The following is a 23608-nucleotide window of genomic DNA, read 5'->3' on the forward strand; positions in this document are numbered from 1 at the left end:
CGGTCTGGCACGGGCAACTGCACATCTGCAGCCTGATCGGCTGCGCCCCGCACAGGCAAGCGGAGTTCCTCGCGGAACCAGGGCGCCACGGGAAGCGTTGCCGCCGACGTGGACGACTGGTGGCAGCGGGTGACCGCGACGACGCCCTCGCCGGATCTGCGGGTGACGCTGCTCCTGGCGCTGGTCGCGCTCGGCTGCATCGCCTGGGCTCCCGTATGGCGCGTGACGCGTCACCTGGTCACGGTCGCCCACGAAGGTGCGCACGGTCTCGTGGCGCTACTCGCGGGGCGCCAGCTGTCCGGCATCCGGCTGCACTCGGACAGTTCCGGCCTGACCGTCTCGCGCGGCCGGCCCAATGGGCCGGGGATGGTGCTGACCCTGCTGGCCGGCTACCTCGGGCCGTCGGTGCTCGGCCTGCTGGTCGCGCTCGGCATACACGCAGGACACGCGGTCGGCACGCTCTGGGCGCTGCTCGTCGCACTCGCGCTGCTTCTGCTGCAGGTCCGCAACCTCTACGGGCTGTGGGTCGTCCTCGTCAGCGCCGCGGCGCTGGCCGCAGTCACCCAATGGCTCGACCCCACCGTCCAGGCCGCGGTGGCGCAGACGATCTGCAGTTTCCTGCTGATCGCCGGGCCATGGTCGCTGATCGATCTGCAGCGCAGCCGGCGCACCGGCGTCGCCCGCCGGTCGGACCCCGACCAGCTCGCCCGGATCACCAGAGCGCCGGGCACGGTGTGGTGGGCACTGCTGCTGCTGATATCGCTCGGCTGCCTGGCCGCGGGCGGTGCCCTGCTGCTGCGCTGAGCGGATGAGGTTGAATCAAGCGCGTGCGTGTCCTCATCTGCAGTGATCGCTGGGGCTCCACCCCGGCGGCCGACGTCACGACGGCACTGGCCGAGGGCTGGCACGAACGCCAGCCCTCGACCGAGGTCGTCGCGGTTCCCTTCTCCTCCGGCGGCACCGGCTTCGTCCGGGCACTCGCGGCGACCGTCGCCGGGCAGACAGACCGGGTATGGCGGCTGCGCGCCGGCAGCACCGACTACCTCGACGGTGCACTGCTCACTACGACCGGAGACAGCACCGCGCTCGGTGCGGCGCTCGGCGAATCCGTGGATGGTGGGGCACGGCGGATCGTCGTCGGCGTCGGCGATGCCGCGGGTGTCGACGGGGGTGCCGGTCTGCTGCGCGCGCTGGGCGGCAGTGACGACCTCCAGCTGGCGGTGCCGCGGGCCGTCGCGCGAGTGCGTGGGGTGGAGCTGGTGGCGGCATACAAGGAGGACATCGGGCTGCTCGGCCTCAAGGGTGCCTCGGCGTCCGCGGTCGAAACGCTCGGCTGGACCAGCCAGCAGGCTCAGGACAACGAACACCGGATCAGCGAATTCGCCGCAACCGTCCGGCAATTGCTGCCCCCGCAGCGTGATCTGCTGTCTGGTGAGGTACGCCGCCACGACCGCGGCGTCGGCAGCGGTGCGGGCGGGGGAGCGGCATACGCGGTCGCGACACTCGGTGCCAGGCTGCTCCCCGGTGCGGATGCGTTCGCCGAGGCGGTGGACCTGGCCGGCGAGGTCGCCCGAGCGGACCTGGTCGTCGCCGGCACCCGGGTGTTCGACTGGCGCAGTCTCGACGCCGACACCGTCGCCACCGTCATTCGTGCGGCGGCAGCAGCGGCCCGGCCATCGGTCATCCTCGCCGAGGAACTCGAAGTGGGACGGCGCGAAACCATGGCGCTCGGCGCCTCCGCGGCATACAGCATCCTCGACCCGCACCGCATCGGCGACGCGCCACCGGCCGACCTGGTGGCCGCTCTCACCGCGCTGGCACGCCGTGTGGCGGGCACCTGGTCGGCGACCTGAGCAGCACGACGTACGCTGGGAACGCACACCACGGGGAACAAGAACGGGCAGCACCGTGTTGAAAGCTGCTGACCGCCTCCCGTTCGATCGCCACGAGAAGGACTTGATGCAATGAGCGTCGACACCAACACTGCTTCGACCACCGAGACCCACGGCGTCACGCTGACCGGCGTCGCCGCGTCGAAGGTCAAGAGCCTGCTGGAGCAGGAAGGCCGCGACGACCTGCGGCTGCGCGTGGGCGTGCAGCCCGGTGGCTGTTCCGGTCTCGTCTACCAGCTCTACTTCGACGAGCGCTCGCTCGACGGCGACCTGGTCCGCGACTTCGACGGTGTCGAGGTCGTCGTCGACCGGATGAGCGCCCCCTACCTGGACGGCGCCACCATCGACTTCGCCGACACCATCGAGAAGCAGGGCTTCACCATCGACAACCCCAACGCAGGCAGCTCCTGCGCCTGCGGCGACAGCTTCAGCTGAGTCTGATTGCTCCAGCTCCTCGCAAGACAGGAGAACGGCGTCAACGAATAAGTTCGTTGACGCCGTTCTCCTGTCTTGGTCGTCGCCTCCGCGGCCGTCGGCTGGTCGTGCGGTGGGGTTGTCGTGGGCTGGTGACAGAGCGGTTGGGGAAGGGCAACGGAGGGGAAGTCATGGGCGAAACACCCGGTCAGATCATCGTGCTCAACGGATGCCCGCGCGCGGGCAAGTCGAGCATCGCCGCGGTGATCCAGGAGACCTTCGACGGCGTCTGGATGAACCTCGGCGTCGACACGTTCATGAAGGCGACCCCGGAGCGGTTCCAGCCCGGCATCGGACTGCGGCCGGGCGGCGAGCGGCCGGACCTGGAACCGTTGGTGAAGACGCTCTACCTGGCGATGTACCAGTCGATCGCCGCGCACAGCCGCCTCGGCATCCACGTTGTCGTCGACGCGACCCACCACGACAACTACTCGCGTCCGCTGAACATCCTGCCGGCTTGCGCCCAGGTCGTCAGCGGTCTCCCGGTCCTCTTCGTCGGTGTTCGCGCTCCGATCGACGTCATCATGGAGCGCCGGAAGCAGACGTGGGGCTGGGGGTATGCCTAGGACGGCTCGATCCCGCCACCGATCCTGCGCTGGCAGGACTCGGTCCACCGCTGCGGCCCCTACGACCTTGAGGTGGACACCTCGGTGCACAGCCCGCAGGAGGCGGCGGCGCTGATCTCACGGCGGCTGCAGGACGGTCCGGCCCCGACGGCGTTCGCGCGTCTCGCGGCCGGCGAACGCCTCGTCACAGCGCCAGCAGCAGCGCGCGATACCAGCGAACCCCTTCCAGCAACGACGTCACGTCGAGGTGCTCGTTGACGTTGTGCAGGCTCTGTCGCTGCGCCTCGCTCATCCGGAACGGGTTGAACCGGTAGCAGTTGCGCCATACCCGCTGGAAGTGCCGCGCGTCGGTCGCCGCCATCACCACATAGGGCACCGGTATGACGTCCGGCATCACCTCCCGCGTGACCCGCTCCAGCAGCGCGAACGCGTCACCCAGGTCGGCCACCGGGCTCGGGTCGTATGCCGTCCGCACGATCACCTCGATGCCGTCACCCACCAGCGTCCGCACCCGCTCGACCGCTTCGTCCGCGGTCTCATCGATTGCGACCCGCACGTTCACCCCGGCCGTCGCGGTGGAGGCGAGCACGTTGTTCGCGGGCGAGCCCGTCAGCTGGGTGATCGCGTAGGTGGTGCGCGTCATGGCCGCGGTGGTCGGGCCCAGCCGGGCGAAAACCTGCGCGAGCGGCCGCCGCAGCCAACCGGCGCGCCCGACAAGCGCCCCGAGCGGACCGCTCACGTGCGGCGCGAGCCGCAGCAGCATCGCGATGGCTGGCTCGGGAAGGCGTGCCGGTGCCGGATGCCTCTCCAACGCCAGGATCGCCCGCGCCAGCTTCGCGGGAGCGCCGTTCCGCGGCGGCATCGACGCATGGCCGCCATCGGCGCGCGCGACGAGCTCCAGTTCGGCCACGCCCTTCTCGGTCAGCCCGATGACCGCGAGCGGCTCGGTGAGTCCGGGGAAGGCGCCGCTGACCGCCATACCGCCCTCGTCCAGGACGCACCACGGCACGACGCCGCGTTCCTGCAGGGCGGTCACCGCGGCCGTCGCCGTGTGGCCGGACACCTCCTCGTCGGAGCCGAATGACAGCCACACGTCCTGCGCCGGCTGCCGGCCCTCCTCGACCAGTTCCTCGACAGCCGTGCAGATCGCGATCAGCGACCCCTTGCAGTCCAGCGTGCCGCGACCCCAGAGGACACCGTCGACGACCTCGCCGTCGTATGCCGGATGGGTCCACTCGTCCCGCGGGTTGACCGGCACGACGTCCTGGTGGGCCATCAGCACCATCGGGCGGTCGGAAGCAACGCCGGGCCATCTCAGCAGCAGGGCATGATCCGGCAGGTCGACCTGCTCACAGACCTCGAACAACCGCGGGAAGTGCGCCTGCAGATCCGTGTGCAGCCCGTCGAACTCGGCAGGCTCCTTGTCCGGGCCGGCGACCGTGCGGCGGCGAACGGCGGCCTGCAGCGCCGCGACAACATCTGACATGGCCGCGAGTGTATGGCGGTGGGCTGCCCGATAGGTTTGCTGACATGAAGATTGCCGTGACCGGATCCATCGCCACCGATCATCTGATGACGTTCAAGGGCCGGTTCTCCGACTCGCTCGTGGTCGATCAGTTGCACAAGATCTCGCTGTCCTTCCTCGCCGACGACCTGCAGATTCGTCGCGGGGGAGTCGCCGCGAACATCTGCTTCGGTATGGCGAACCTCGGTCTGCACCCGATCCTGGTCGATGCGGTCGGCGAGGACTTCGCCGACTACCGGTCGTGGCTGGAGCGGCATGGGGTCGACTGCGAGTCGGTCTACGTGTCCGAGACCCGCCACACCGCGCGGTTCGTGTGCACCACCGACGAGGACATGGCGCAGATCGCCACGTTCTACGCGGGCGCAATGAGCGAGGCGCGTGAAATCGAGCTCGCGCCGGTCGCGCAGCGCGTCGGCGGTCTGGACCTGGTGATGGTCGGTCCGTCCGACCCGGAGGGTATGCGGCGGCACACCACCGAGTGCCGCCAGCGCGGCATCCCGTTCATCGCCGACCCGAGCCAGCAGCTCGCGTTCGCCGACGGTCCCTTCATCCGTGACCTGATCACCGGCGCCGACTACTTGTTCACCAACGACTACGAAGCGCACATGACCGAGCAGAAGACCGGCTGGTCGGCCGACGAGGTGCTGGAGCAGGTCGGCACCCGCGTGATCACCAAGGGCAAGGACGGCGCAGTGATCCTGCGCAAGGGAGAGGAGCCGATCGAGGTGCCGGTCGCCCGCGAGGTCGGACGGGTCGACCCGACCGGTGTGGGCGACGCGTTCCGGGCCGGTTTCCTGGCCGGCCTCACCTGGGGACTGGACCTGCGCACCTGCGCCGAAGTCGGCTCGATGCTGGCCACCTACGTGCTGGAGACCGTCGGCACCCAGGAGTACGTCCTGCGCCCGCGGCATTTCCTGGAGCGCCTCGGGGAGTCGTACGGCGCAGCGACGGTCGCCGCAGTTGAGCCGCATCTGGCAGCCCTGCGCGACTGACCGCAACGCCCGTGCCCGTCGAACCAGCACCGAGCAGGTGGAATCTGGACGAGCAGCGGCAGGAGGACGCCACCCAGGACCTCATCGCGGTCGGAGCCGACCTGGAGCCGGGGACCCTGCTGGCGGCATACCGCTCGGGGATGTTCCCGATGGGCATCGGCGACGACGGCCGCCGGCCGATCGGCTGGTGGTCGCCCGTACGCCGCGGGGTGTTGCTGCCGGGAGATTTCCATGTGTCGCGGTCACTGCGCCGCTCCCGGCACCGCTACCGCGTCACGATCGACGAGGCGTTCGCCGACGTCGTGGCGGCGTGCGCGGACCCCGGCCGTAGCGGCCGGTGGATCACGGCGGAGGTGCAGACGGCATACCTGCACCTGCACCGGCTCGGCTGGGCGCACTCGGTCGAGACGTGGGATCCGGCCGGTCGGCTGGCCGGGGGACTGTATGGCGTGTGCGCCGGCGGTCTCTTCGCGGCGGAATCGATGTTCCATCGCGCGACCGACGCCGGGAAGGTGGCGGTCTGGGCGCTGACCGAGCTCGTCTTCGCCGACGGGGACCACCGCAGGCTGATCGACGTGCAGTGGCAGACCGACCATCTGGCCACCCTGGGGGTCCGGGAGATTGCCCGGACGGACTATCTACGACGTGTCGTAGCAGCGGTGGGAGCGCCGCTGCCGGACTGCTGGAGCGACTGATCCGCCCGGTCCGCGCGGCTGCAGCGCCTGCTACGGCGCCGTGTCGGGCACGTTTTCGCCGAGATGTGCGTTGGGACAGTCAAATTCCTTTCCTCAGTAGGCCTGCCCTGACGACGCGATCGAATGCGCCTGGGATAGGGTTTGCCTGTGCCCGGATCTGACAAGCCCCTCGTGGAATCCGCGCGCCGTGTCCGCTCGACCGGACGACGGTGGCGCAGCAAGTTCGCCTTCGGTGGTTTGATGGCCGTCAGCTTGCCATTGCTGACAGCTTGCTCCCCGGTGGAGCGGCGCGGTTACCTGCCCAAGGGTGTCACCAGCCTGAGTCACCAGATCACCGATTTCTGGATCGCCTCGTGGGTGTGGGCCCTCGTCGTGGGTGTCATCACCTGGGGCATGATCGCCTACTGCATCATTCGCTACCGGCGCAAGAAGACCGATGTCGGTCTGCCGCCGCAGCTGGCCTATAACGTGCCGATCGAGATCCTCTTCACGGTCGTGCCGATCTTCATGGTTGCCGTCTTCTTCGGCAAGACCGTGGAGATGGAGAACAAGATGCTGGACACCAGCGGCACTCCCGACCTGGTGGTCAACGTCGTGGCCAAGCAGTGGGCCTGGGACTTCAACTACGTCAACTCCGACGTCTACGACACCGGAACTCAGGCGAACATGTCGGCGCCGGACCCGGAGACGACGATCCCGACCCTCTACCTGCCGGTCAACAAGCGGGTCGAGTTCGTGCTCACCTCCCGTGACGTCATCCACTCGTTCTGGGTGATCCAGTTCCTGCAGAAGATGGACGTCATACCCGGCAAGGTCAACCGGTTCGACGTGACACCGACCCAGATCGGCACCTACCAGGGCAAGTGCGCCGAGTTGTGCGGTGCCTACCACTCGCAGATGCTGTTCAACGTCAAGGTGGTCAGCGAGGCCGCCTACCAGGCGCACATGGCTGCGCTCCGGGCGCGCGGGCAGGTGGGCTTCCTGTCCAACGCGCTTGACCGCGACGGCTCTGGGCTCGAGTCGCAGGATACCAACAAGCTGCAGCAGTGGCTGCCTGCCGGCACCAAGGCTTCCCAGATCGTGACCGAAGGAGCGAAGTAATGGCCAGCATCGCCACGCCACGCGTCGGAGACGCCGGCGACACCGGTGACGCGCCTGTCGCCGCACGCACGCGCCATCCCGGCCGTACCTTCGTCAAGTGGATCACCGCCACAGACCACAAGGTGATCGGCAACCTCTACTTCATCACCTCGTTCGCGTTCTTCCTGGTCGGCGGTGTTCTCGCGCTGCTGATCCGAGCGGAGCTGGTGTCGCCCGGTCTGCAGATCGTCGACAACCCCGAGCAGTTCAACCAGCTGTTCACCATGCACGGCACGATCATGCTGCTGCTCTTCGCGACACCGCTGTTCGCCGGTTTCGCGAATGCGATCATGCCGCTGCAGATCGGTTCGCCGGATGTGGCGTTCCCGCGGCTGAACATGCTCGCCTACTGGCTCTACCTCTTCGGTGGCCTGATCGCCAGCGCCGGCTTCCTCACCCCACAGGGTGCGGCCGCGTTCGGCTGGTTCGCCTACGCCCCACTGTCCAACGCGACCTACAGCCCCGGCCTCGGCGGCAACCTATGGGTCTTCGGTCTGGCTCTCAGTGGTTTCGGCACCATCCTGGGTGCGGTCAACTTCATCACCACCATCATCTGCATGCGCGCGCCCGGTATGACGATGTTCCGGATGCCCATCTTCACCTGGGGCATCCTGATCACCTCGATCCTGGTGCTGGTCGTCTTCCCGGTGCTGGCCGCGGCGCTGTTCGGGCTCGGCCTCGATCGCGTCATGGGAGCGCACGTCTTCGATCCACAGACCGCCGGAGCGATGCTCTGGGAGCACATGTTCTGGTTCTTCGGACATCCGGAGGTCTACATCATCGCGCTGCCGTTCTTCGGCATCATCTCCGAGGTCATCCCGGTCTTCTCCCGCAAGCCGGTCTTCGGGTACAAGACCCTGGTCTTCGCCACCATCTCGATCGCCGCGCTGTCGGTGAGCGTGTGGGCGCACCACATGTACGCCACCGGCCAGGTGCTGCTGCCGTTCTTCGCGATCATGACGATGCTGATCGCCGTCCCGACGGGTGTGAAGTTCGTCAACTGGGTCGGCACGATGTATGGCGGGTCGCTCACCTTCGAGACACCGATGCTGTGGGCGATCGGCTTCCTGGTGACCTTCCTGTTCGGCGGTCTGACCGGCATCATCCTGGCCAGCCCGGCGCTGGACTTCAGCCTGACCGACTCCTACTTCGTGGTCGCGCACTTCCACTACGTCGTCTTCGGCACCGTGGTCTTCGCGATGTTCGCGGGCTGGTATTTCTGGTGGCCGAAGATCACCGGCCGGATGCTCGACGAGCGGCTTGGCAAGTTGCACTTCTGGCTGCTGTTCATCGGCTTCCACACCACGTTCCTGATCCAGCACTGGCTCGGCGTCAAGGGCATGCCGCGGCGCTACGCCGACTACCTGCCCTCGGACGACTTCCAGTGGATGAACGACATCTCCTCCGTCGGCGCGCTCATCCTGGGCGTCTCGATGTTGCCGTTCATCTACAACGTCTGGAAGACCTGGCGCACCGCGCCCAAGGTCGAGGTCGACGACCCGTGGGGTTACGGTGCGTCGCTGGAGTGGGCCACCTCGTGCCCGCCGCCGCGGCACAACTTCGACTCCATTCCGCGGATCCGCTCCGAGCGCCCGGCGTTCGACCTGCACCATCCCGAAGCCGCGAAGTGGTCGGTCACACCGTCCACCGAGACCGTGTCGCAGCTGACCGGTGTCGGCGCGGATCAGTCATCCTCCGACTCAGCCGGAAAGGGAGAGTGAGGCTCGCCCATGAAGGTCGAATTCAAGCTTTTCGCCGTGCTGTTCCTGTTCTCCGCCCTGATGGGCACGATCTACGGCATCTTCACGAACTGGACGGAGCCGGTCGGTGCGGTCGCGCTCTATCTGACCGGCGCGCTGTGCGCCCTGATCGGCGGGTTCCTGTGGTGGACCGGCCGTAAGATCGACCTGCGCCCGGATGACGACCCACTCGGCGAGCACAGCGACGTCGAGGGTGACTACGGCTTCTTCAGCCCGCACTCCTGGTGGCCGCTGTTCCTCGGCGCCGCGCTGGCGCTGATCGCGCTCGGCCTGGCGGTCGGCTGGTGGCTGGTCATGCTCGGTGTCCCGCTGGTCGCCCTGGCCGCCATCGGGTGGGTCTTCGAGTACTTCCACGGCGAGCACGCCATCTGATTCCCTCCGCGAGCGGCCCGTCATACCTGCTGGGTATGGCGGGCCGCTTCGCGTGGTCAGCTGTAGTGACCCGTGATCCAGCGAACGACCAAGCGCAGCAACGGTGTGGCGACGCTCGGCGGGGTGCGCAGGTCGAGTGGCTGTCCGCGGAGCCCGCAGTGTGCGACCCGTGCGACAGTCGAAGCGGGCCTGCGGGCGCAGCAGGCGCGGCTCGACTGGTGTGATTGGTTGCAGCAGAGGTTGATTCGCGTCCAGCCGGGCTCAGGCGGCTAGCCCCAGCCGAGTTCGTGCAGCCGCTCGTCGCTGATGCCGAAATGGTGGCCGATCTCGTGCAACACGGTGACTCGGATCTGTTCCAGCAGTTGGGCGCGCGTGTGACAGTAGCGGGTCAGCGGGCCGCGGAAGATGTAGATGTGGTCGGGTAGATTGCCCAGCCCGTAGCCGGAGTCGCGCGCCGTGAGCGGCACACCGACATACAGGCCGAGCAATCCGGGTGTGCTGCCCGGTGCCGGCTCGTCCTCCACCGTGATCGCGACATTGTCGAGGCGGTCCAGCAGGTCCTGGGGGATTGTGTCCAGCGCGTCCGCGACGGCGTTCTCGAAGTCGTCCCGGCTCATCGCAATCGGCATGCGTGCAGACTAACCCGCGCCGTAACCCCTCGAGCGTCGAAGGTTACGTACGGCCCCCAGCCCGGACATGCGTCAGCCACGCCCCCGGAGTTGGGGAGCGCGGCTGACGGCGGGGGAGCGGAGGCTCAGTCCTGCTTGTCGTGCGGTGCCGGGTGACCGTAGGCGTGTGACGCCCCGATCTCCTCGGCGCCACCGTGAATGTGCCCGGACTCCGCCTCGTCGGGGTGCGACTCGATCGCCTCGGTGGCGTGACCGTCGTGGTGTGCTGCCGCCAGCTCCAGCGGGGTGACCGGCTCGATGCGGTCCTTGAAGAAGTAGTGCGAGACGCGGGCGCGGAGTCGTTCCTTGCGCGCACCCTTGCGGCGCACCCCGTGCTCGTCGGTGGCCGGTGGCAGCCCCATCGGCTCCGGCGACACGAAGTCGACCAACCGCCAGCGCTGGTAGGCGTCCAGTTCCTGGTGCACCTCGAAGAAGCGGCCCTTCCCGGTGCGCATCAGGCGACCCGTTTCACGACCGTGCAGGAGCAGGTCACGGTCCGCACGCTGCAGCGACAGGCACAACCGTTTGACGACCCAGAACACGACGATCGGCGCGACGATCAGCGCGACCCGGAAGGTCTCGGTGATGTCGTCGATCGACAGGTCGAACTTGATCGCGATGATGTCGTTGCCACATGCAGCGAACAGGATGCCGTAGAAGGTGATGGCTGCCATGCCGAGCCCGGTGCGGGTCGGCCGGTTGCGCGGGCGGTCCAGTAGGTGGTGTTCCTCGTTGTCGCCGGTCACCCACTTCTCGATGAACGGGTAGACGCCCATCACCGTCCACAGGATCGGGATCATCAAGATCGCCCCGATCATGATGTTGAAGCTCCACGTGCGATGGAAGAGATTGAATTCCAGGAAGCCCGGCAACAATCGCAACGCACCGTCGGCGAAGCCCATATACCAGTCCGGCTGGGAGCCGGCGGTGATCATGGTGGGCTCGTAGGGGCCGTACATCCAGATCGGGTTGATCGAGACCAGGCCGGCGATCAGTGCGGTGACACCGAAGACCACGAAGAAGAAGCCGCCGGCCTTGGCCGCGTAGACCGGCATCATCGGGAAGCCGACGACGTTCTTGTTGGTGCGGCCCGGCCCGGGGTACTGGGTGTGCTTGTGCACCATCACCAGGATGATGTGGGCCGTGAATAACCCGATCAGTGCCGCCGGCAGCAGCAACACGTGGATCGTGAAGAAACGGGGAATGATGTCCTGCCCCGGGAAGCCGCCGCCGAAGAGGAGGTAGCTGACGTAGGTGCCGATGACCGGGATGGACAGGATGAAGCCCTGCATGGCGCGGATGCCGGTGCCGGAGAGCAGGTCGTCGGGCAGCGAGTAGCCGATGAAGCCCTCGACCATGGCGAGCATCGCGAGCAGCAGCCCGATGATCCAGTTGATCTCGCGCGGCTTGCGGAACGCGCCGGTGAAGAACACGCGGAACATGTGCAGCGCGATGGACACCACGAAGATCAGCGCGGACCAGTGGTGGATCTGCCGGATCAGCAGACCGCCCTTGACATCCATCGAGATGTGCACGGTCGAGGCGAATGCCTCGCTCATCTGCACGCCCTTGAGCGGCACGTAGGAGCCGGTGTACGTCGTCTCGCCCATGCTCGGCACGAACCAGAAGGTCAGGAAGGTGCCGCTGATCAGCAGGATGATCAGCGAGTACATCGCGATCTCGCCCAGCATGAACGACCAGTGGTCCGGGAAGACCTTCTTCATCAGATAGCTGATGCCCTTGGCCGACCCCGTGCGCTCGTCAACCCAGCTGGCGACGGCGCCGACCGGGCCGCCGTCCTTGTTCGCGGGCGCGTCCTTCTTGTCGTCGGCACGCAGCGCGTCAGCTGTGCTGTGTGCCCTCTCCTGCCCGACAGCGGTCATCAGCCACGCTCCCAGAAGCTCGGGCCGACCGGTTGTTCGAAACCGTGCGGCGCGTAGAGGTACCCGTCATCGTCCACTTCGATCTGCAGTTGCGGCAACGGCCGCTTCGCCGGTCCGAAGATGACCTTGCAGTCGTCGGCCACGTCGAAGGTCGACTGGTGACACGGGCACAACAGGTGGTGCGTGGTCTGCTCGTAGAGGCCCACCGAGCAGCCGACGTGGGTGCAGATCTTGGAGAAGGCGACGACGCCATTCAGGCCCCAGTCGCGCTCCCGCGCACTCTTGATGAGGTTCTCCTGCATCGCGATCAGGATGACTGCGGCCTTGACCTTCTCGTTGGACGGCTCGGGCGTGTCATTGATGCCTTCGGGCAGCACGTGGAACACCGAGCCGAGGGTGACATCGGACAGCCGGATCGCGGTGCCATCGGGGTCGCGCATCAACCGGCGTGGACGGGTCACCACCTTGCCGTCCCGCATCTCCGGCTTACCGTCGGCGTTCAGCACCGGCACACCGGTGTCCCAAAGAGTGGTCTTGAGGTCGTGCACGTCGCCGCGGATGGGGCCGAGACCGCCGATGAGCTGCAGGCCGAGCGGCACGGCGAAGATGCCGAGAGCGCCACCCAGTGTGTACTTGATCAGCGGGCGCCGGTTGATCTGCGACCCTTCGGCGCCGCCGCTCATGACCGCGACGAATCCGGCGCGGGCCTCGTCACTGGAACGCATCGGGTGACGTTCTTCGACGACTTCCTCGTCGGGCATCAGCGTCTTGGCCCAGTGGATCGCGCCGAGGCCGATGCCGAGTAGTGAAAGCGCCAGGGTCACGCCGAGGGCGACATTGAGTGCGTGCACCTTGCCGAGGATCGGCAGGATCACATCGGCGTCCTTGCCGATCATCGCGTAGGCGATGACGAACAGCACGGTCGCGACCATCGAGATGGTGAAGAGCGCGGCCACCTGTCGTTCACTGCGCTTCGCAGCGGCCGGGTCGGTGTCGCCGAGGCGGTGCACATGCGGCGGCAGGCCCGGGTTCTCGAAGTGGGCGGGCGCGTGCTGCTCATCGCGGGTCGCGACTGCACTGCCCGACTCGTCCTGGCTCACGGCGGGCTCCTTCGGGATCGAGGCGTCGGTGTCGTCAGTCATCAGGCGGCCTTCTTACCGAGCCAGATGGCGATCAGGATCAGCACGCCGATGCCGAAGGTCCAGGCGAACAGGCCCTCGGGCACCGGGCCGAGGTTGCCCAAACTCCAGCCGCCGGGGCTGGGCTCAGTCTTGACGTTCTGCAGGAAGGAGATGATGTCCTTCTTGTCCTGCGGGCTGAGGTTGGAGTTGTTGAAGACCGGCATCGACTGTGGGCCGGTGAGCATCGCCTCGTACATGTGCCGGCCCGACACGTCCATCAGGCTCGGCGCGAACTTGCCGCGGGTCAGCGCACCGCCGGAGCCGGCGAAGTTGTGACACATGGCGCAGTTGACGCGGAACAATTCGCCACCCTTGGCAATGTCGCCGCCGCCGCTGGTCAGGCTACTGGGGGGAATCCCGGGGCCGACCCCGAGAGAGGCGACGTAAGCGGCCAGCTGGGAGATCTCCTCACTGCTGAACTGCACCTTGCCCTGCCGTGCTTGCACCGCGGGGTTGGCCAGCGGCATACGGCCCGTGCCGACCTGGAAGTCGACCGCTGCGGCGCCGACGCCCACCAGCGACGGGCCGCCGTCACCACCGGCCGCTTCGAGACCGTGACAGGTGGCACAGTTGGCCAGGAAGAGGTTGTGACCGGCCGCGACAGCCTGGGTGTCACCGCTGGCCGCGTCGGCGTTCTTCGGGGCGAATGCCGCGTAGAGACCGCCGGTCAGGATCAGGCCCAGCAGCAGCACAACCGCTATTGCTGCCGGATGGCGGCGGCGGGCAACGAGGGAACTCACGAAGTCGTCCTGTCGTCGGGGGTGGAGTAGTGGATGAGCAACATCGGAACGCTCCTCATCACTTGAGCAGGTAGATGGTCGCGAACAGGGCGATCCAGACGACATCGACGAAGTGCCAGTAGTAGGACACGACGATCGCGCCGGTGACTTGGTGGTGGGTGAACTTCTTGGCGGTGAAGGTGCGGCCGATGATGAGCAGGAAGGCCATCAGGCCGCCGGTGACGTGCAGCGCGTGGAAGCCGGTCGTCATGTAGAACATCGAGCCGTAGGCGTCGGAGTTCAGCGAGATGCCGTCGCCGAACATGTTCGAGTATTCGAGGACCTGGCCGGAGACGAAGATCGCACCGAAGAGGAAGGCCAGGACGTACCACTCGCGCATGCCCCAGGTGGTCACCTGCCACAGCCGGCCGTCGCGGTGCGGCTTGCCCGCCTCCGCCTTGAACACGCCGAACTGGCACCAGACCGAGGAGATCACCAGGATGCAGGTGTTGCCGAAGGCATAGCCGACCTCGAGGTGGCTGGTGCGTTCGTGCCACAGCGGCCCGGCGACGGAGCGAATGGTGAAGTACATCGCGAACAGCCCCGCGAAGAACATCAACTCACTGGCCAGCCACACCATGGTGCCGACTGCCGTCAGGTTGGGTCGACTGACAGGTCCATGACCTGCCGGGATCCGGGAATCGCTCGTATGAGCCGTCGTTGCGGTCGCCACGATCGCCATTATGGCCCTAACCGGCCCGGCGCGCGCGCGCGACCCCCTAGCGAGTTCTGTTTCGTGTCAGCCGAACTGCGAGATGGTGCGGCGGCGGCGAGAATCGGCCCGGCATTCTTAGGTGCGCCTTCCTCCAGGACAACGCCCGGCTGCCGTCATACGTTCCCGCCCGGGCCAGTAGCATCCTGGGTATGACGTCCTCCTCCGCAGTGGCACCCGCGGGCAATGCGACCGACGCGGTGCGTCACCTCACCGTCCTGCTCTACAGCGATGACATCGCCACTCGCGATGCGGTCCGGCTGGGTGTCGGCCGCCGGCCGGCGAAGGATGTGGAGATCGACAGCTGGCGTGAGTGCGCGACCCCCGCGGCGGTTGTCGAGGCCGTCGACAACGAGCGCTACGACCTGCTGATCCTCGACGGGGAGGCAGCGAAGCTGGGCGGTCTGGGCCTCTGCCGGCAGCTGAAGAACGAAGTCTTCGACTGTCCGCCGGTGCTGGTGCTGACCGGCCGTCCGTCCGATGGCTGGCTCGCGGTGTGGTCGCAGTGCGACGCGGCGGTTCCGCACCCGATCGACCCGCTGGCGATCGGGTCGGCGATCGCCGACCTGGCGCGCCGCGGTCCTGTCGGCGGCTGAGGGCGCTCGGATGGCAGCCGACGTCTCCTGGCCACGACTGCTGAACACGCTGCTGGACGGTGTCGACCTGTCCACCTCCGAGACCGAGTGGGCGATGAACCGGATCATGTCCGGGGAGGCGACCGGCTCGCAGATCGCCGGATTTCTGGTGGCATTGCGCGCCAAGGGGGAGACCGCCCCCGAGTTGCGGGGTCTCGCGGACGAGATGATCCGGCACGCGGTGCCGATCGAGGTGCCGGGCCGGACCCTCGACATCGTCGGGACGGGCGGCGACGGCGCACACACGGTCAACATCTCCACGATGTCCGCGATCGTGGCTGCCGGTGCTGGTGTCACGCTGGTCAAGCACGGCAATCGGGCGGCATCGTCCAGTTCGGGTGCCGCGGACGTGCTGGAAGCCCTCGGCATCCGGCTGGACCTCACGGCGCCCCAGGTCGCCCACGTGGCGCGGGAGGCGGGCATCACCTTCTGTTTCGCGCAGACCTTCCACCCGTCGTTCCGCTTCACGGCGCCGACGCGCAGCGAGCTCGGCGTCCGCACGGCGTTCAACGTGCTCGGCCCGCTGACCAATCCGGCGGGTCCGCGCTACGCCTCGATCGGCGCTGCCGACCCGCGCATGCTGCCGCTCATGGCGGGGGTGTTCGCCGACCGCCGTCGCAATGCCGCAGTGTCCCGCGGCGACGACGGTCTGGACGAGGTGACGGTGACGACCACCTCGACCGTCCACTGGGTCAGTGACGGCGAGGTCAGCGTCCACTCCATCGATCCGCGCGACCACGGCGTGAGCATCGCGCAGCTGGAGGCGCTGCGCGGGGGAGACGCGGCATACAACGCGCAGGTCGCCCGCGACGTGCTCGCCGGTGCTCCCGGTGCGGTGCGGGACGCCGTCGTGCTCAACGCCGGACTTGCGCTGGCAGTCGTGGCTGCGGGGGAGCAGCAGGGCCGGTTCGGCGGATATGACGACCTGAACGCGGCGCTGGACGCGGGTATGGCGCAGGCGCGTCAGTCGATCGACACCGGCTCCGCCGCGGCAGTGGTCGACCGCTGGGCCGTGGCCACCGAGCAGGTCCGGGCGTCGGCCTAGTCGTCCAGGCCGATGGCGAAGGCCGCGCCGAGGTCCTGGCTGGAGTAGGTGCGGAACGCGATGTGTGTCTGGGAGTCGCGCACGCCCTCGACCTTGTTGAGCCGGTCGGCGATGACGTCGGCGAAATCCTCGTGCCGGGGCACGCGCGCAACCGCGATCAGGTCGATGTCACCGGTGACGCTGTAGACCTCGGCGATGCCGTCGATCTCGCAGATCTCCTGGGCAACTTCGGGGATGCGGTGCACGTCCGCCTTGATCATCACGATCGCAGAAATCATGGACGTCAGCTTAGAGGCACTACGCCGTCGCCCGGCGGCGCACGGTGGACTCCTCGAAGCCCACGGCGTTGCCGCGATCGAGGGTGTGGTCGAGATCGGCCTGCGCGCCGGCCGCGCCGCCGACCGGGCAGATCCACACCCCGTCGATGTCGACCAGACGGACGCCGGGCTGTTCCAGCCAGCGCAGCACCTTCTCGGTTTCCTCGGGTAGGGCGGCCGGCACGGGCGCCTCGGGCCGCCGGACGTGCTCGGCGCTCTCGCGCAGCGCCGCGATGTAGCTGCGGGTGTCGGCGCGCGGCGGGCACACCGTGGCGCCGGCGAAGCGGCCGTAGCGCACGCAGGTGAACTCCCAGCCGCCACCGACGGCCGGGGCCGCGGCGACGATCTCCGGGCTGGTGGCCAGCGGGGTCATCCGCTGGGTGCGCGCCGCGGCACGCACCAGGGCGAGCATCCGGTCGCGGACCACCGCGGCGTCCTCGAAGCGCTCGTCGGAGGCGAGCCGGTCGAGCCGCGCGCCGAGAGCTGCGAGCACCTCGTGGCCGTCGCCGCCGAGCGCGTCGGCGACCCGGCGTGCCACCACCGCGTAGTCGTCGGGTGACTGACGGCCCTCGCAGGGCGCGCCGCAGCGGCCCATCTCGGCGAGGGCGCAGGCGGATCCGCTCGCCGCGCGGCTGAGCCGTTTGGTGCACTGCCGCAACGGCACCACCTCGTGCACTGCCGCGACGGCCTCCTCGGCGCCGCCTCGGGAGCCGAACGGTCCGGCGTAGGTCGCCCCGTCGTCCTTGACCGCACGGACGATGGACAGCCGGGGGAACGGCTCGGCCGTGAGCTTGACCCACATCGCCCGCTCCGGGTGCCGGGAGCGGCGGTTGTAGCGCGGCTTGTGCTCGGCGATCAGCCGCAGCTCGCGCACCTGGGCCTCCAGCGTCGTCTGGCACACGATCGGCGTGACCGACGTCGCCAGCCGGACCATCTCGGCCATCCGGGTGCGCTGCTCGCTGGCGGTGAAATAGCTGCGCACCCGTCGCTTGATGTCGACCGAGGTGCCGATGTAGAGAGGCTCGCCGTGCTCGTCCTTGAAGACGTAGACGCCCGGTGCCGACGGCAGGGTGTCGGCCAGGAACCGCTTGCGGCGCTGCTGCGGCGTCACCCGCGAGGAGTAGGACCGCAGCTCCTCCAGGGTGTGCACGCCGAGGTTGCCCACCCTCTCTATGAGTCCGTGCAGCACGTCGACAGTCGCCTGCGCGTCGTGCAGCGCCCGGTGGTCGGGGGTGACCCGCGTGCCGAAGACACGCGCCAGGGAGGACAGCTTGTGGTTGGGCGCCTCGTCGCGGGTGACCAGCTGGCGTGCCAGGTGCACGGTGTCCAGGACGGTGCTGTTGGGCCAGGCGAGTCCGAGCCGCTCGCAATTGACCTTCAGGAAGGTGATGTCGAACCGCGCGTTGTGCGCCACGAGCACCGCGTCGCCAATGAACTCCAGGAACGCCGGCATCGCCTGGCCGATGTGCGGCGCGGACGCCACCATCGGGTCGGTGATGCCGGTGAGCACCGAGATGAAGGCCGGGATCGGCTCACCGGGGTTGACGAGCGTCTGGAACTCGCCGAGCACCTCGCCGCCGCGGACCTTCACCGCGCCGATCTCGGTGATGCGGCAGTCGGTCGGGCTGCCACCGGTCGTCTCCAGGTCGAGGACGACGAAGGTGACCTCGGCCAGCGGGGTGCCGAGGTCGTCGAAAGTCGCCTGGATGGCTGCCGGGGTCGTCATACCCACGAACGTAGGTGTGCGGTATGACAATCCACGCAAGGCGCACCGTCAGCCGGTCAGCAGGAGCACGGCGACGGTGAGCATCGTGACGCCGATCAGCACGTCGAGGACGCGCCAGGTGACCGGCCGGCTCATCAGCGGGGCGGCGAGGCGGGCGCCATACCCGATGGTCGTGAACCAGCCGATGCTGCCCAGGCAGGCGCCGGCCGCGAACCACCAGCGGCCGGTGGCTCCCTGCTGGTTGGCGACGTTGCCGAGCAGGAGCACCGTGTCGAGGTAGACGTGCGGGTTGAGGAAGGTGATCGCGAGTGCGGCACCCACCACCGAGCCCCGGCTCGCGGCGCCCTGTGAGGTCAGCGTGCGTGGGTGGCGGGCGGCCAGCAGGGAGCGGACCCCGAACCAGACGAGGTATGCCGCGCCGGCCCAGCGGCATACCTCCAGGACGGTCGGGTGACTGCGGATCACCGCACCCACGCCCGCGACGCCGGCGTTGATCAGCGAGACGTCGCCGGCGATGCAGATCAGCACGACGTAGCCGATGTGCTGGCGCACGAGGCCCTGGCGCAGCACGAAGGCGTTCTGGGCGCCGATGGCGGTGATGAGCGACAGGCCGGTCACCAGGCCGGTCAGCAGGACGGGAAACATGATGCGGCCACCGTAGGAAGCGGTCGCTCATGCAGTCCACCGAAAGATTCTGATGAACCATTAGCATCTCTTCATGCTGGACGATCGATTGCAAACCCTGGTGGCGGTCGCGGACGAGGGGACGTTCGAGGCAGCGGCACGCCGGCTGCACCTGACGCCGTCGGCGGTCAGCCAGCGCATCCGCGCCTTGGAGCGTATGGCGGGAGTCGTTGTGCTGCAACGGAGTTCGCCGGTGCGCCCGACTGTCGCGGGTGAGGTGCTGTTGAAGCTGGCCCGGCAGCGTGCCGCCCTCGAGGCCGAGGCGCTGGAGCAGCTCGGCCTGCGGGACGGCGGCGCGGAGGAGCTCGCCGTCGCGGTGAACGCCGATTCGCTCGCGACCTGGTTCGGTGGCGTCCTGGAGGTGGTCGCGAGCTGGCCGGACGTCGCCCTGCGGTTGCGGGTCGAGGACCAGGCACACAGCAGCGCGCTGCTGCGGTCGGGTGCAGTGGTGGCGGCGGTGACCGCCGATCCGGTTGCGGTGCAAGGGTGTTCGGTCTCTCCGTTGGTGCGGATGCGCTATCTGCCGGTGTGCACGCCGCAGTTGCGGGAGTGGCATCGCAAGGGCCGCGGCGCCGATCTGGCGACGATGCCGTCGGTGCGCTTCAACGATCGAGACGACCTGCAGGCCGAGTTGCTTCGTGCACACGGAATCGAGACCGAGGCCGTGATGCACGAAGTGCCCTCGTCGGAGGCCTTCGTGGCGGCCGTGGTCGCCGGCATGGGCTGGGGGATGGTGCCGACCGCGCAGGCGCAGCGGCTGCTCGACGCCGGGGTGCTGGTGCCCGCACTGCGCGACCACGTCGACGTGCAACTGCACTGGCAGGCGTGGCGCCTGCGCACCGAGCGGCTCGACCGGCTGACGCGGGTGGTGGCGGACGCGGCCCGGGCGGGGTTGTCGTAGCTGGGTCGTAGCGTGCGTGGCAGAGGTCGACAGTGGCCCACGGACGACGAAGAGGTGAAGGCATGCGGATCGACTGCGAGACGTGTCCGGTGCGCGACCGGCAGTGCGCCGAATGCATGGTCACGGCACTGCTGCAGCTCGCGCCGCTGGAGCAGCGGCTGGACGAGGAAGAGCGACGCGCGGTGGACGTCCTGGCGTCGGTCGGGCTGATCACGGCGCACGAGGCGGTCTCGGCGACCGCACGGATCGAGCCCTGGGACCCACTACGGTCGACCGGGTGAGTGCACCGCTCTGCCAGCCGGTCAGCCGGCGCACGGCATGCCTGCTGGGTATGACGGCTGCGGCGGCGCTGCTCGGGGGTTGTTCGCGGAGAGCGGACGCTGCCCGCCCGACCAGCAGCGCGGCGTCGACGGCCGGGCAGGCGTGGCCGGGCGCGCGGACGCTGCACTCGGGCAACCTGTTGGTGGAGGGGACGGCGCCGCAGGAGCGGCTGCAGGCCGTGCTGGCTGCGGCTCCGACCGCGATCGCGCGGGTCCGGCGGATCTGGGGCGAGAGCGTCTTGCGCGGCAGGGTGGTCATCGACGTCCCCGGCGACGACGCGAGCTTCCGGGCCCGCGGCGGCTCGGTCGAGGGTGGCACGCAGATCGCGGCGACAACCACCCCGGACGGCCGGGTCGTGCTGGCCCCGGTGCTGTTCACCGAGGTGACCCCGGCCGGCCGGGTGGTCGTGCTCACCCATGAGCTGACCCACCTGGCGTTGCACCAGGCCGGTCTCACCGGGGTCGCGCGCTGGATCATCGAAGGATCGGCCGAGTTCACCGCCTATCGCTCCAGTGGCCTGCCGCTCGCGCAGCTGGCGCCGTCGGTCGCGTCCGCGGTGCGCGCCGGCCGCCCGCCCGCAGGTCCACCCGGTGACGCGGTGTTCGCGGCGGATCCGGCCGCGGCATACCAGCAGGCCTACGCGTGGTGCCGCTTCCTGGCCGGCCGGTTCGGCATCCCGCGGTTCGTCTCGTTCGTGCGCACCGCCGACGCGCACCGGCCGGTCGCCTTCACCACGACGTTCGGGGTCGCCGCGGCCACGCTGCGCACGCCATACGCGGACTACCTGCGCGCCGAGCTGGCCGTGCCGTCCACGTCGTGAACGGTCCGGGGCGATGTCGACGGACCGGCCTGCCAGGTCCGTCCGGCGGGTAGGCTCCCCGCATGGCTGACAGCACCAAGTCCTCCGTCTCGATCAGCGCCGCCCCCGCGCAAGTCCTCGACGTGATCGCCGACTTCGACGCCTACCCCGAGTGGACCGGCCAGATCAAGCAGGCCGAGATACTCACCGAGGACGAGCAGGGCTGGCCGCAAGAGGTGCGGATGACGCTGGACGGCGGCGTCATCAAGGACACCTACACGCTCGCGTATTCATGGGACGTCACCGAGGACGGCACCGGCGTGGTGTCGTGGCAGTTGGTCAAGTCCAGCATCCTGAAGGCGCTCGACGGCGCCTACCGGTTGTCCGTCGGAGCCGACGGCACCGACGTGACCTACGAGCTGAGCGTGGAGCTCAGCATCCCGGTGATCGGCATGATCCGGCGCAAGGCCGAGAAGACGATCGTCGAGACCGCCCTGAAGGGCCTGAAGAAGCGCGTCGAGTCCTGAGGTGACCGAACCGAATTCAGCTGCCGCGTCGTCCGTGGCCGACGAGGCCGCACGGCTGGCACAGGCCTTCTCGGTGTGGGCGCAGCGCGACGGCGAGGCGACCACGGAGGACACCGCACGACCCGGCGAGCATGACCGGTCCGAGGCGGCCGCGTGCGGCTGCTCGCACGGCGACGCGGTCGAGGCCGTGTGCCGCATGTGCCCCGTATGCCGGGCCGCCGGGCTACTGCAGGCCGTGCAGCCCGAGCTTCTCGACCGCATCGCCGACGTGCTGACCCTCATTGCCGGCGGTCTGCACTCGGCCGCCGACCAGCGTCGTGAGGAAACTCCGCGTGACTGAGCCCGCGCTCGCGATCGGCATCGACATCGGCGGGACGAAGGTTGCCGGCGGTCTGGTCGACGAGTCCGGTGCCGTCGTCGAGCAGGTGCGCCGCAGCACGCCGCACCGCACCACCGAGCCGAAGGTCGTCGAGGACCTGATCGTCGAAGTCGTCGAGGAGCTGCAGGACCGGACTGCGATTCCGGTGATCGCCGTCGGCATCGGCGCGGCCGGGTTCGTCGGCACGGACCGCGCAACCGTCGTCTTCGCGCCCCACCTGTCCTGGCGCGACGAACCGCTGCGCGACACGCTCGCGACCCGGCTGGCGGCGCCGGTCTTCGTCGACAACGACGCGAACGCCGCGTGCTGGGCCGAATACCGCTTCGGCAACGTGCAGGGCGAATCCCACGTGGTGATGGTCAATCTCGGCACCGGTATCGGCGGCGCGATCCTGGTGGGCGGGCGGATCGAGCGTGGCCGTTTCGGCATCGCCGGCGAGTTCGGGCACATGCAGGTCATGCCCGGCGGGCACCGGTGCGAGTGCGGCAACAGGGGCTGCTGGGAGCAGTACGCCAGCGGCAATGCACTGGTGCGAGAGGCACGTTCGCTGATCGCGGCCGGCTCTCCGCTCGCGCACGACCTGTCCGACCGGGCCGGCGGAGACCCCCAGTCGCTGACCGGGCCGATGATCACCGAGGCGGCCCGGTCAGGGGACCCCACCGCGGCTGAACTCCTCGCCGAGATCGGCACCTGGCTGGGCACCGGCCTGGCGAACCTCGCGGACGCGTTCGACCCCGGCGCGTTCGTGATCGGCGGCGGGGTAAGCGCGGCCGGCGGGCTGCTGCTCGACCCGGCCCGTGACTCCTTCCGGCGGCACCTCGCCGGACGCGGTTACCGGCCGGAGGCGCGCATCGTGCAGGCCGCGCTGGGCAACGAGGCGGGTTTCGTCGGTGCTGCCGACCTCGCGAGGACCGCCGTGCTGAGGAAGGAGGATCGCCGATGAACGACGCCGCGGGGGCCCACCGGGTGCGGATCGCGTCATACAACGTGCGGGGGCTGAAGGACGACCACGCTGCGGTGGTCGACGTCATCCGCGCCATCGCGCCCGACGTGCTGTTGCTGCAGGAGGTGCCGCGGCACCCGCTCTCCGGTCACCGGATCGCGAACTTCGCCGACGAGCTGGGGCTGACCTGGTTCGGCGGCGCGCGCTTCCGGATGAGCACCACGCTGATGACCGATCTGCGCCTCGACGTGCTGGACGCCCGGCACGGGAAGCTGCCGACCCGCCGGTTCGACGAGCCGCGCGGCTTCGGTATGGCGACCGTGCGGCTGCCCGGCCATCGCCCGTTCGTCGCGTGCAGCGTGCACCTGTCGCTGCGGGAGACCGACCGGATGCCGGAGACCGAGGCAGTGCTCGCCGCGATCGGCTCGGCGGACGCCGTGGTCGGGGGTGACCTCAACGAGGAGGCGACGGGCACGGCGTGGCGCCGGCTCGCCGGGCGGCTCCCGGAGGTGTCCGAACGCGCACCCAGCTATTCAGCGGCGAACCCGCACAAGCAGATCGATGTCGTCTTCGCGTCCTCCGGACTGACCGGGCAGACACCGCGACTCGACCTCGAACCCGCCCTGCTCGCGGCGGCGACCGATCACCTGCCCGTCGTCGTGGACCTGGACGTGTCGAGCCTCGCCGAATAG

26 protein-coding genes and 1 pseudogene are annotated in these 23608 nt (G+C 68.8%); 18 read left to right on the top strand and 9 right to left on the bottom strand.

Going from position 1 to position 23608, the window contains the following annotated elements; all coding sequences use genetic code 11:
• Window positions 1–108 precede the first annotated feature (108 nt).
• From EFY87_RS05365 to EFY87_RS20830, 4 genes and pseudogenes are all read left to right on the top strand, one after another.
• Window positions 109–804: a M50 family metallopeptidase gene (locus tag EFY87_RS05365; RefSeq protein ID WP_123270428.1), complete on the top strand. Its 696-nt coding sequence runs from the start codon at window positions 109–111 to the stop codon at window positions 802–804.
• A 23-nt stretch (window positions 805–827) separates the two neighbouring features.
• Window positions 828–1853: a glycerate kinase gene (locus EFY87_RS05370; protein WP_123270429.1), complete on the top strand. Its 1026-nt coding sequence runs from the start codon at window positions 828–830 to the stop codon at window positions 1851–1853.
• Window positions 1854–1964: 111 nt separating this feature from the next.
• The gene (locus tag EFY87_RS05375) at window positions 1965–2327 is read left to right on the top strand and encodes a HesB/IscA family protein (RefSeq protein ID WP_123270430.1); all 363 of its coding nucleotides are present in this window, start codon (window positions 1965–1967) and stop codon (window positions 2325–2327) included.
• Between the two features lie 170 nt (window positions 2328–2497).
• Window positions 2498–3190: pseudogene (locus EFY87_RS20830) on the top strand (chloramphenicol phosphotransferase CPT family protein).
• On the opposite strand, the gene EFY87_RS05385 reads toward EFY87_RS20830, so the two are convergent.
• On the bottom strand, window positions 3117–4418 hold the full coding sequence (locus EFY87_RS05385) for a M20/M25/M40 family metallo-hydrolase (RefSeq protein ID WP_123270431.1): 1302 nt from the start codon (window positions 4416–4418) through the stop codon (window positions 3117–3119). The pseudogene EFY87_RS20830 and the gene EFY87_RS05385 sit on opposite strands and share 74 nt — an antisense overlap.
• Before the next feature lie 44 nt (window positions 4419–4462).
• Here EFY87_RS05385 and EFY87_RS05390 point away from each other — a divergent pair, with 44 nt between their 5' ends.
• From EFY87_RS05390 to EFY87_RS05410, 5 genes are all read left to right on the top strand, one after another.
• The gene (locus EFY87_RS05390; RefSeq protein ID WP_123270432.1) at window positions 4463–5449 is read left to right on the top strand and encodes a carbohydrate kinase family protein; all 987 of its coding nucleotides are present in this window, start codon (window positions 4463–4465) and stop codon (window positions 5447–5449) included.
• Between the two features lie 11 nt (window positions 5450–5460).
• Window positions 5461–6144: a leucyl/phenylalanyl-tRNA--protein transferase gene (gene aat, locus EFY87_RS05395; RefSeq protein WP_123270433.1), complete on the top strand. Its 684-nt coding sequence runs from the start codon at window positions 5461–5463 to the stop codon at window positions 6142–6144.
• Between the two features lie 240 nt (window positions 6145–6384).
• Window positions 6385–7245, top strand: coding sequence for an aa3-type cytochrome oxidase subunit II (ctaC, locus tag EFY87_RS05400; RefSeq protein ID WP_123270511.1), 861 nt, complete (start codon window positions 6385–6387; stop codon window positions 7243–7245).
• Entirely contained in the window at window positions 7245–9005 is a 1761-nt protein-coding gene (gene ctaD / locus EFY87_RS05405) for an aa3-type cytochrome oxidase subunit I (RefSeq protein WP_123270434.1), read from the top strand. Before ctaC ends, ctaD begins: the two co-directional genes overlap by 1 nt.
• Before the next feature lie 9 nt (window positions 9006–9014).
• Window positions 9015–9416, top strand: a complete 402-nt coding sequence (locus EFY87_RS05410; protein ID WP_123270435.1) for a cytochrome c oxidase subunit 4 — start codon at window positions 9015–9017, stop codon at window positions 9414–9416.
• A gap of 269 nt (window positions 9417–9685) precedes the next feature.
• Here the strand turns inward: EFY87_RS05410 and EFY87_RS05415 are convergent, their stop codons facing one another.
• The 5 genes from EFY87_RS05415 to ctaE all read right to left on the bottom strand — a co-directional run bounded on the left by EFY87_RS05415 (window position 9686) and on the right by ctaE (window position 14609).
• Entirely contained in the window at window positions 9686–10045 is a 360-nt protein-coding gene (locus tag EFY87_RS05415; RefSeq protein WP_123270436.1) for a metallopeptidase family protein, read from the bottom strand.
• 125 nt (window positions 10046–10170) lie between these two features.
• Window positions 10171–11967 carry a cytochrome bc1 complex cytochrome b subunit gene (gene qcrB, locus EFY87_RS05420; protein WP_123270437.1) on the bottom strand — a complete coding sequence of 599 codons (1797 nt, stop codon included), beginning with the start codon at window positions 11965–11967 and terminating at the stop codon, window positions 10171–10173.
• Window positions 11967–13109 carry a cytochrome bc1 complex Rieske iron-sulfur subunit gene (gene qcrA, locus EFY87_RS05425; protein ID WP_123270438.1) on the bottom strand — a complete coding sequence of 381 codons (1143 nt, stop codon included), beginning with the start codon at window positions 13107–13109 and terminating at the stop codon, window positions 11967–11969. Before qcrA ends, qcrB begins: the two co-directional genes overlap by 1 nt.
• Entirely contained in the window at window positions 13109–13888 is a 780-nt protein-coding gene (gene qcrC, locus EFY87_RS05430) for a cytochrome bc1 complex diheme cytochrome c subunit (RefSeq protein WP_123270439.1), read from the bottom strand. The genes qcrA and qcrC overlap by 1 nt, the downstream gene beginning before the upstream one ends.
• A gap of 58 nt (window positions 13889–13946) precedes the next feature.
• Window positions 13947–14609 (bottom strand): aa3-type cytochrome oxidase subunit III, encoded by a 663-nt coding sequence (ctaE, locus tag EFY87_RS05435; protein ID WP_123270440.1) that lies wholly within the window; start codon window positions 14607–14609, stop codon window positions 13947–13949.
• A gap of 182 nt (window positions 14610–14791) precedes the next feature.
• Here ctaE and EFY87_RS05440 point away from each other — a divergent pair, with 182 nt between their 5' ends.
• Both EFY87_RS05440 and trpD read left to right on the top strand, forming a co-directional pair.
• Window positions 14792–15235, top strand: a complete 444-nt coding sequence (locus EFY87_RS05440) for a response regulator transcription factor (protein WP_123270441.1) — start codon at window positions 14792–14794, stop codon at window positions 15233–15235.
• Between the two features lie 10 nt (window positions 15236–15245).
• Window positions 15246–16319, top strand: coding sequence for an anthranilate phosphoribosyltransferase (gene trpD, locus EFY87_RS05445; RefSeq protein WP_123270442.1), 1074 nt, complete (start codon window positions 15246–15248; stop codon window positions 16317–16319).
• Here trpD and EFY87_RS05450 read toward each other — a convergent pair.
• Genes EFY87_RS05450 through EFY87_RS05460 form a run of 3 tightly spaced genes read right to left on the bottom strand, consistent with a single transcriptional unit; the run spans window position 16316 to window position 19007 of the window.
• The gene (locus EFY87_RS05450) at window positions 16316–16597 is read right to left on the bottom strand and encodes an Lrp/AsnC family transcriptional regulator (RefSeq protein WP_123270443.1); all 282 of its coding nucleotides are present in this window, start codon (window positions 16595–16597) and stop codon (window positions 16316–16318) included. The genes trpD and EFY87_RS05450 overlap by 4 nt on opposite strands.
• A 19-nt stretch (window positions 16598–16616) precedes the next feature.
• Window positions 16617–18362, bottom strand: coding sequence for a DEDD exonuclease domain-containing protein (locus EFY87_RS05455; protein WP_123270444.1), 1746 nt, complete (start codon window positions 18360–18362; stop codon window positions 16617–16619).
• A gap of 48 nt (window positions 18363–18410) precedes the next feature.
• Window positions 18411–19007, bottom strand: coding sequence for a LysE/ArgO family amino acid transporter (locus EFY87_RS05460; RefSeq protein ID WP_123270445.1), 597 nt, complete (start codon window positions 19005–19007; stop codon window positions 18411–18413).
• Between the two features lie 73 nt (window positions 19008–19080).
• On the opposite strand from EFY87_RS05460, the gene EFY87_RS05465 reads away from it, so the two are divergent.
• The 7 genes from EFY87_RS05465 (at window position 19081) to EFY87_RS05490 (ending at window position 23608) form a co-directional block, all read left to right on the top strand.
• Window positions 19081–19947, top strand: coding sequence for a LysR family transcriptional regulator ArgP (locus EFY87_RS05465; RefSeq protein ID WP_123270446.1), 867 nt, complete (start codon window positions 19081–19083; stop codon window positions 19945–19947).
• 62 nt (window positions 19948–20009) lie between these two features.
• Window positions 20010–20228 (top strand): hypothetical protein, encoded by a 219-nt coding sequence (locus EFY87_RS05470; protein ID WP_123270447.1) that lies wholly within the window; start codon window positions 20010–20012, stop codon window positions 20226–20228.
• On the top strand, window positions 20225–21088 hold the full coding sequence (locus EFY87_RS05475; protein WP_123270448.1) for a hypothetical protein: 864 nt from the start codon (window positions 20225–20227) through the stop codon (window positions 21086–21088). The genes EFY87_RS05470 and EFY87_RS05475 overlap by 4 nt, the downstream gene beginning before the upstream one ends.
• A 62-nt stretch (window positions 21089–21150) precedes the next feature.
• The gene (locus EFY87_RS05480) at window positions 21151–21594 is read left to right on the top strand and encodes an SRPBCC family protein (RefSeq protein WP_123270449.1); all 444 of its coding nucleotides are present in this window, start codon (window positions 21151–21153) and stop codon (window positions 21592–21594) included.
• A gap of 1 nt (window position 21595) precedes the next feature.
• On the top strand, window positions 21596–21934 hold the full coding sequence (locus EFY87_RS19985; protein WP_148043260.1) for a hypothetical protein: 339 nt from the start codon (window positions 21596–21598) through the stop codon (window positions 21932–21934).
• Entirely contained in the window at window positions 21927–22916 is a 990-nt protein-coding gene (locus tag EFY87_RS05485) for an ROK family glucokinase (RefSeq protein ID WP_220093518.1), read from the top strand. The genes EFY87_RS19985 and EFY87_RS05485 overlap by 8 nt, the downstream gene beginning before the upstream one ends.
• A complete protein-coding gene (locus EFY87_RS05490) occupies window positions 22913–23608 on the top strand; it encodes an endonuclease/exonuclease/phosphatase family protein (protein ID WP_123270451.1) in 696 nt (231 codons plus the stop codon). The genes EFY87_RS05485 and EFY87_RS05490 overlap by 4 nt, the downstream gene beginning before the upstream one ends.

It is taken from the genome of Flexivirga caeni (genome assembly GCF_003724155.1).
GTDB lineage: Bacteria > Actinomycetota > Actinomycetes > Actinomycetales > Dermatophilaceae > Flexivirga > Flexivirga caeni.

Excerpts from the sequence above, each read along its gene's own strand:
- EFY87_RS05410 (WP_123270435.1), top strand. The coding sequence starts at position 9,015 with ATGAAGGTCGAATTCAAGCTTTTCGCCGTGCTGTTCCTGTTCTCCGCC.
- EFY87_RS05490 (WP_123270451.1), top strand. The coding sequence starts at position 22,913 with ATGAACGACGCCGCGGGGGCCCACCGGGTGCGGATCGCGTCATACAAC.
- ctaE (WP_123270440.1), bottom strand. The coding sequence starts at position 14,609 with ATGGCGATCGTGGCGACCGCAACGACGGCTCATACGAGCGATTCCCGG.
- EFY87_RS05390 (WP_123270432.1), top strand. The coding sequence starts at position 4,463 with ATGAAGATTGCCGTGACCGGATCCATCGCCACCGATCATCTGATGACG.
- EFY87_RS05455 (WP_123270444.1), bottom strand. The coding sequence starts at position 18,362 with ATGACGACCCCGGCAGCCATCCAGGCGACTTTCGACGACCTCGGCACC.
- EFY87_RS05460 (WP_123270445.1), bottom strand. The coding sequence starts at position 19,007 with ATGTTTCCCGTCCTGCTGACCGGCCTGGTGACCGGCCTGTCGCTCATC.
- EFY87_RS05375 (WP_123270430.1), top strand. The coding sequence starts at position 1,965 with ATGAGCGTCGACACCAACACTGCTTCGACCACCGAGACCCACGGCGTC.
- EFY87_RS05440 (WP_123270441.1), top strand. The coding sequence starts at position 14,792 with ATGACGTCCTCCTCCGCAGTGGCACCCGCGGGCAATGCGACCGACGCG.
- EFY87_RS05385 (WP_123270431.1), bottom strand. The coding sequence starts at position 4,418 with ATGTCAGATGTTGTCGCGGCGCTGCAGGCCGCCGTTCGCCGCCGCACG.
- EFY87_RS05480 (WP_123270449.1), top strand. The coding sequence starts at position 21,151 with ATGGCTGACAGCACCAAGTCCTCCGTCTCGATCAGCGCCGCCCCCGCG.
- EFY87_RS05470 (WP_123270447.1), top strand. The coding sequence starts at position 20,010 with ATGCGGATCGACTGCGAGACGTGTCCGGTGCGCGACCGGCAGTGCGCC.
- qcrA (WP_123270438.1), bottom strand. The coding sequence starts at position 13,109 with ATGACTGACGACACCGACGCCTCGATCCCGAAGGAGCCCGCCGTGAGC.
- ctaD (WP_123270434.1), top strand. The coding sequence starts at position 7,245 with ATGGCCAGCATCGCCACGCCACGCGTCGGAGACGCCGGCGACACCGGT.
- qcrB (WP_123270437.1), bottom strand. The coding sequence starts at position 11,967 with ATGACCGCTGTCGGGCAGGAGAGGGCACACAGCACAGCTGACGCGCTG.
- EFY87_RS05450 (WP_123270443.1), bottom strand. The coding sequence starts at position 16,597 with ATGATTTCTGCGATCGTGATGATCAAGGCGGACGTGCACCGCATCCCC.
- EFY87_RS05415 (WP_123270436.1), bottom strand. The coding sequence starts at position 10,045 with ATGCCGATTGCGATGAGCCGGGACGACTTCGAGAACGCCGTCGCGGAC.
- trpD (WP_123270442.1), top strand. The coding sequence starts at position 15,246 with ATGGCAGCCGACGTCTCCTGGCCACGACTGCTGAACACGCTGCTGGAC.
- ctaC (WP_123270511.1), top strand. The coding sequence starts at position 6,385 with ATGGCCGTCAGCTTGCCATTGCTGACAGCTTGCTCCCCGGTGGAGCGG.
- EFY87_RS05465 (WP_123270446.1), top strand. The coding sequence starts at position 19,081 with ATGCTGGACGATCGATTGCAAACCCTGGTGGCGGTCGCGGACGAGGGG.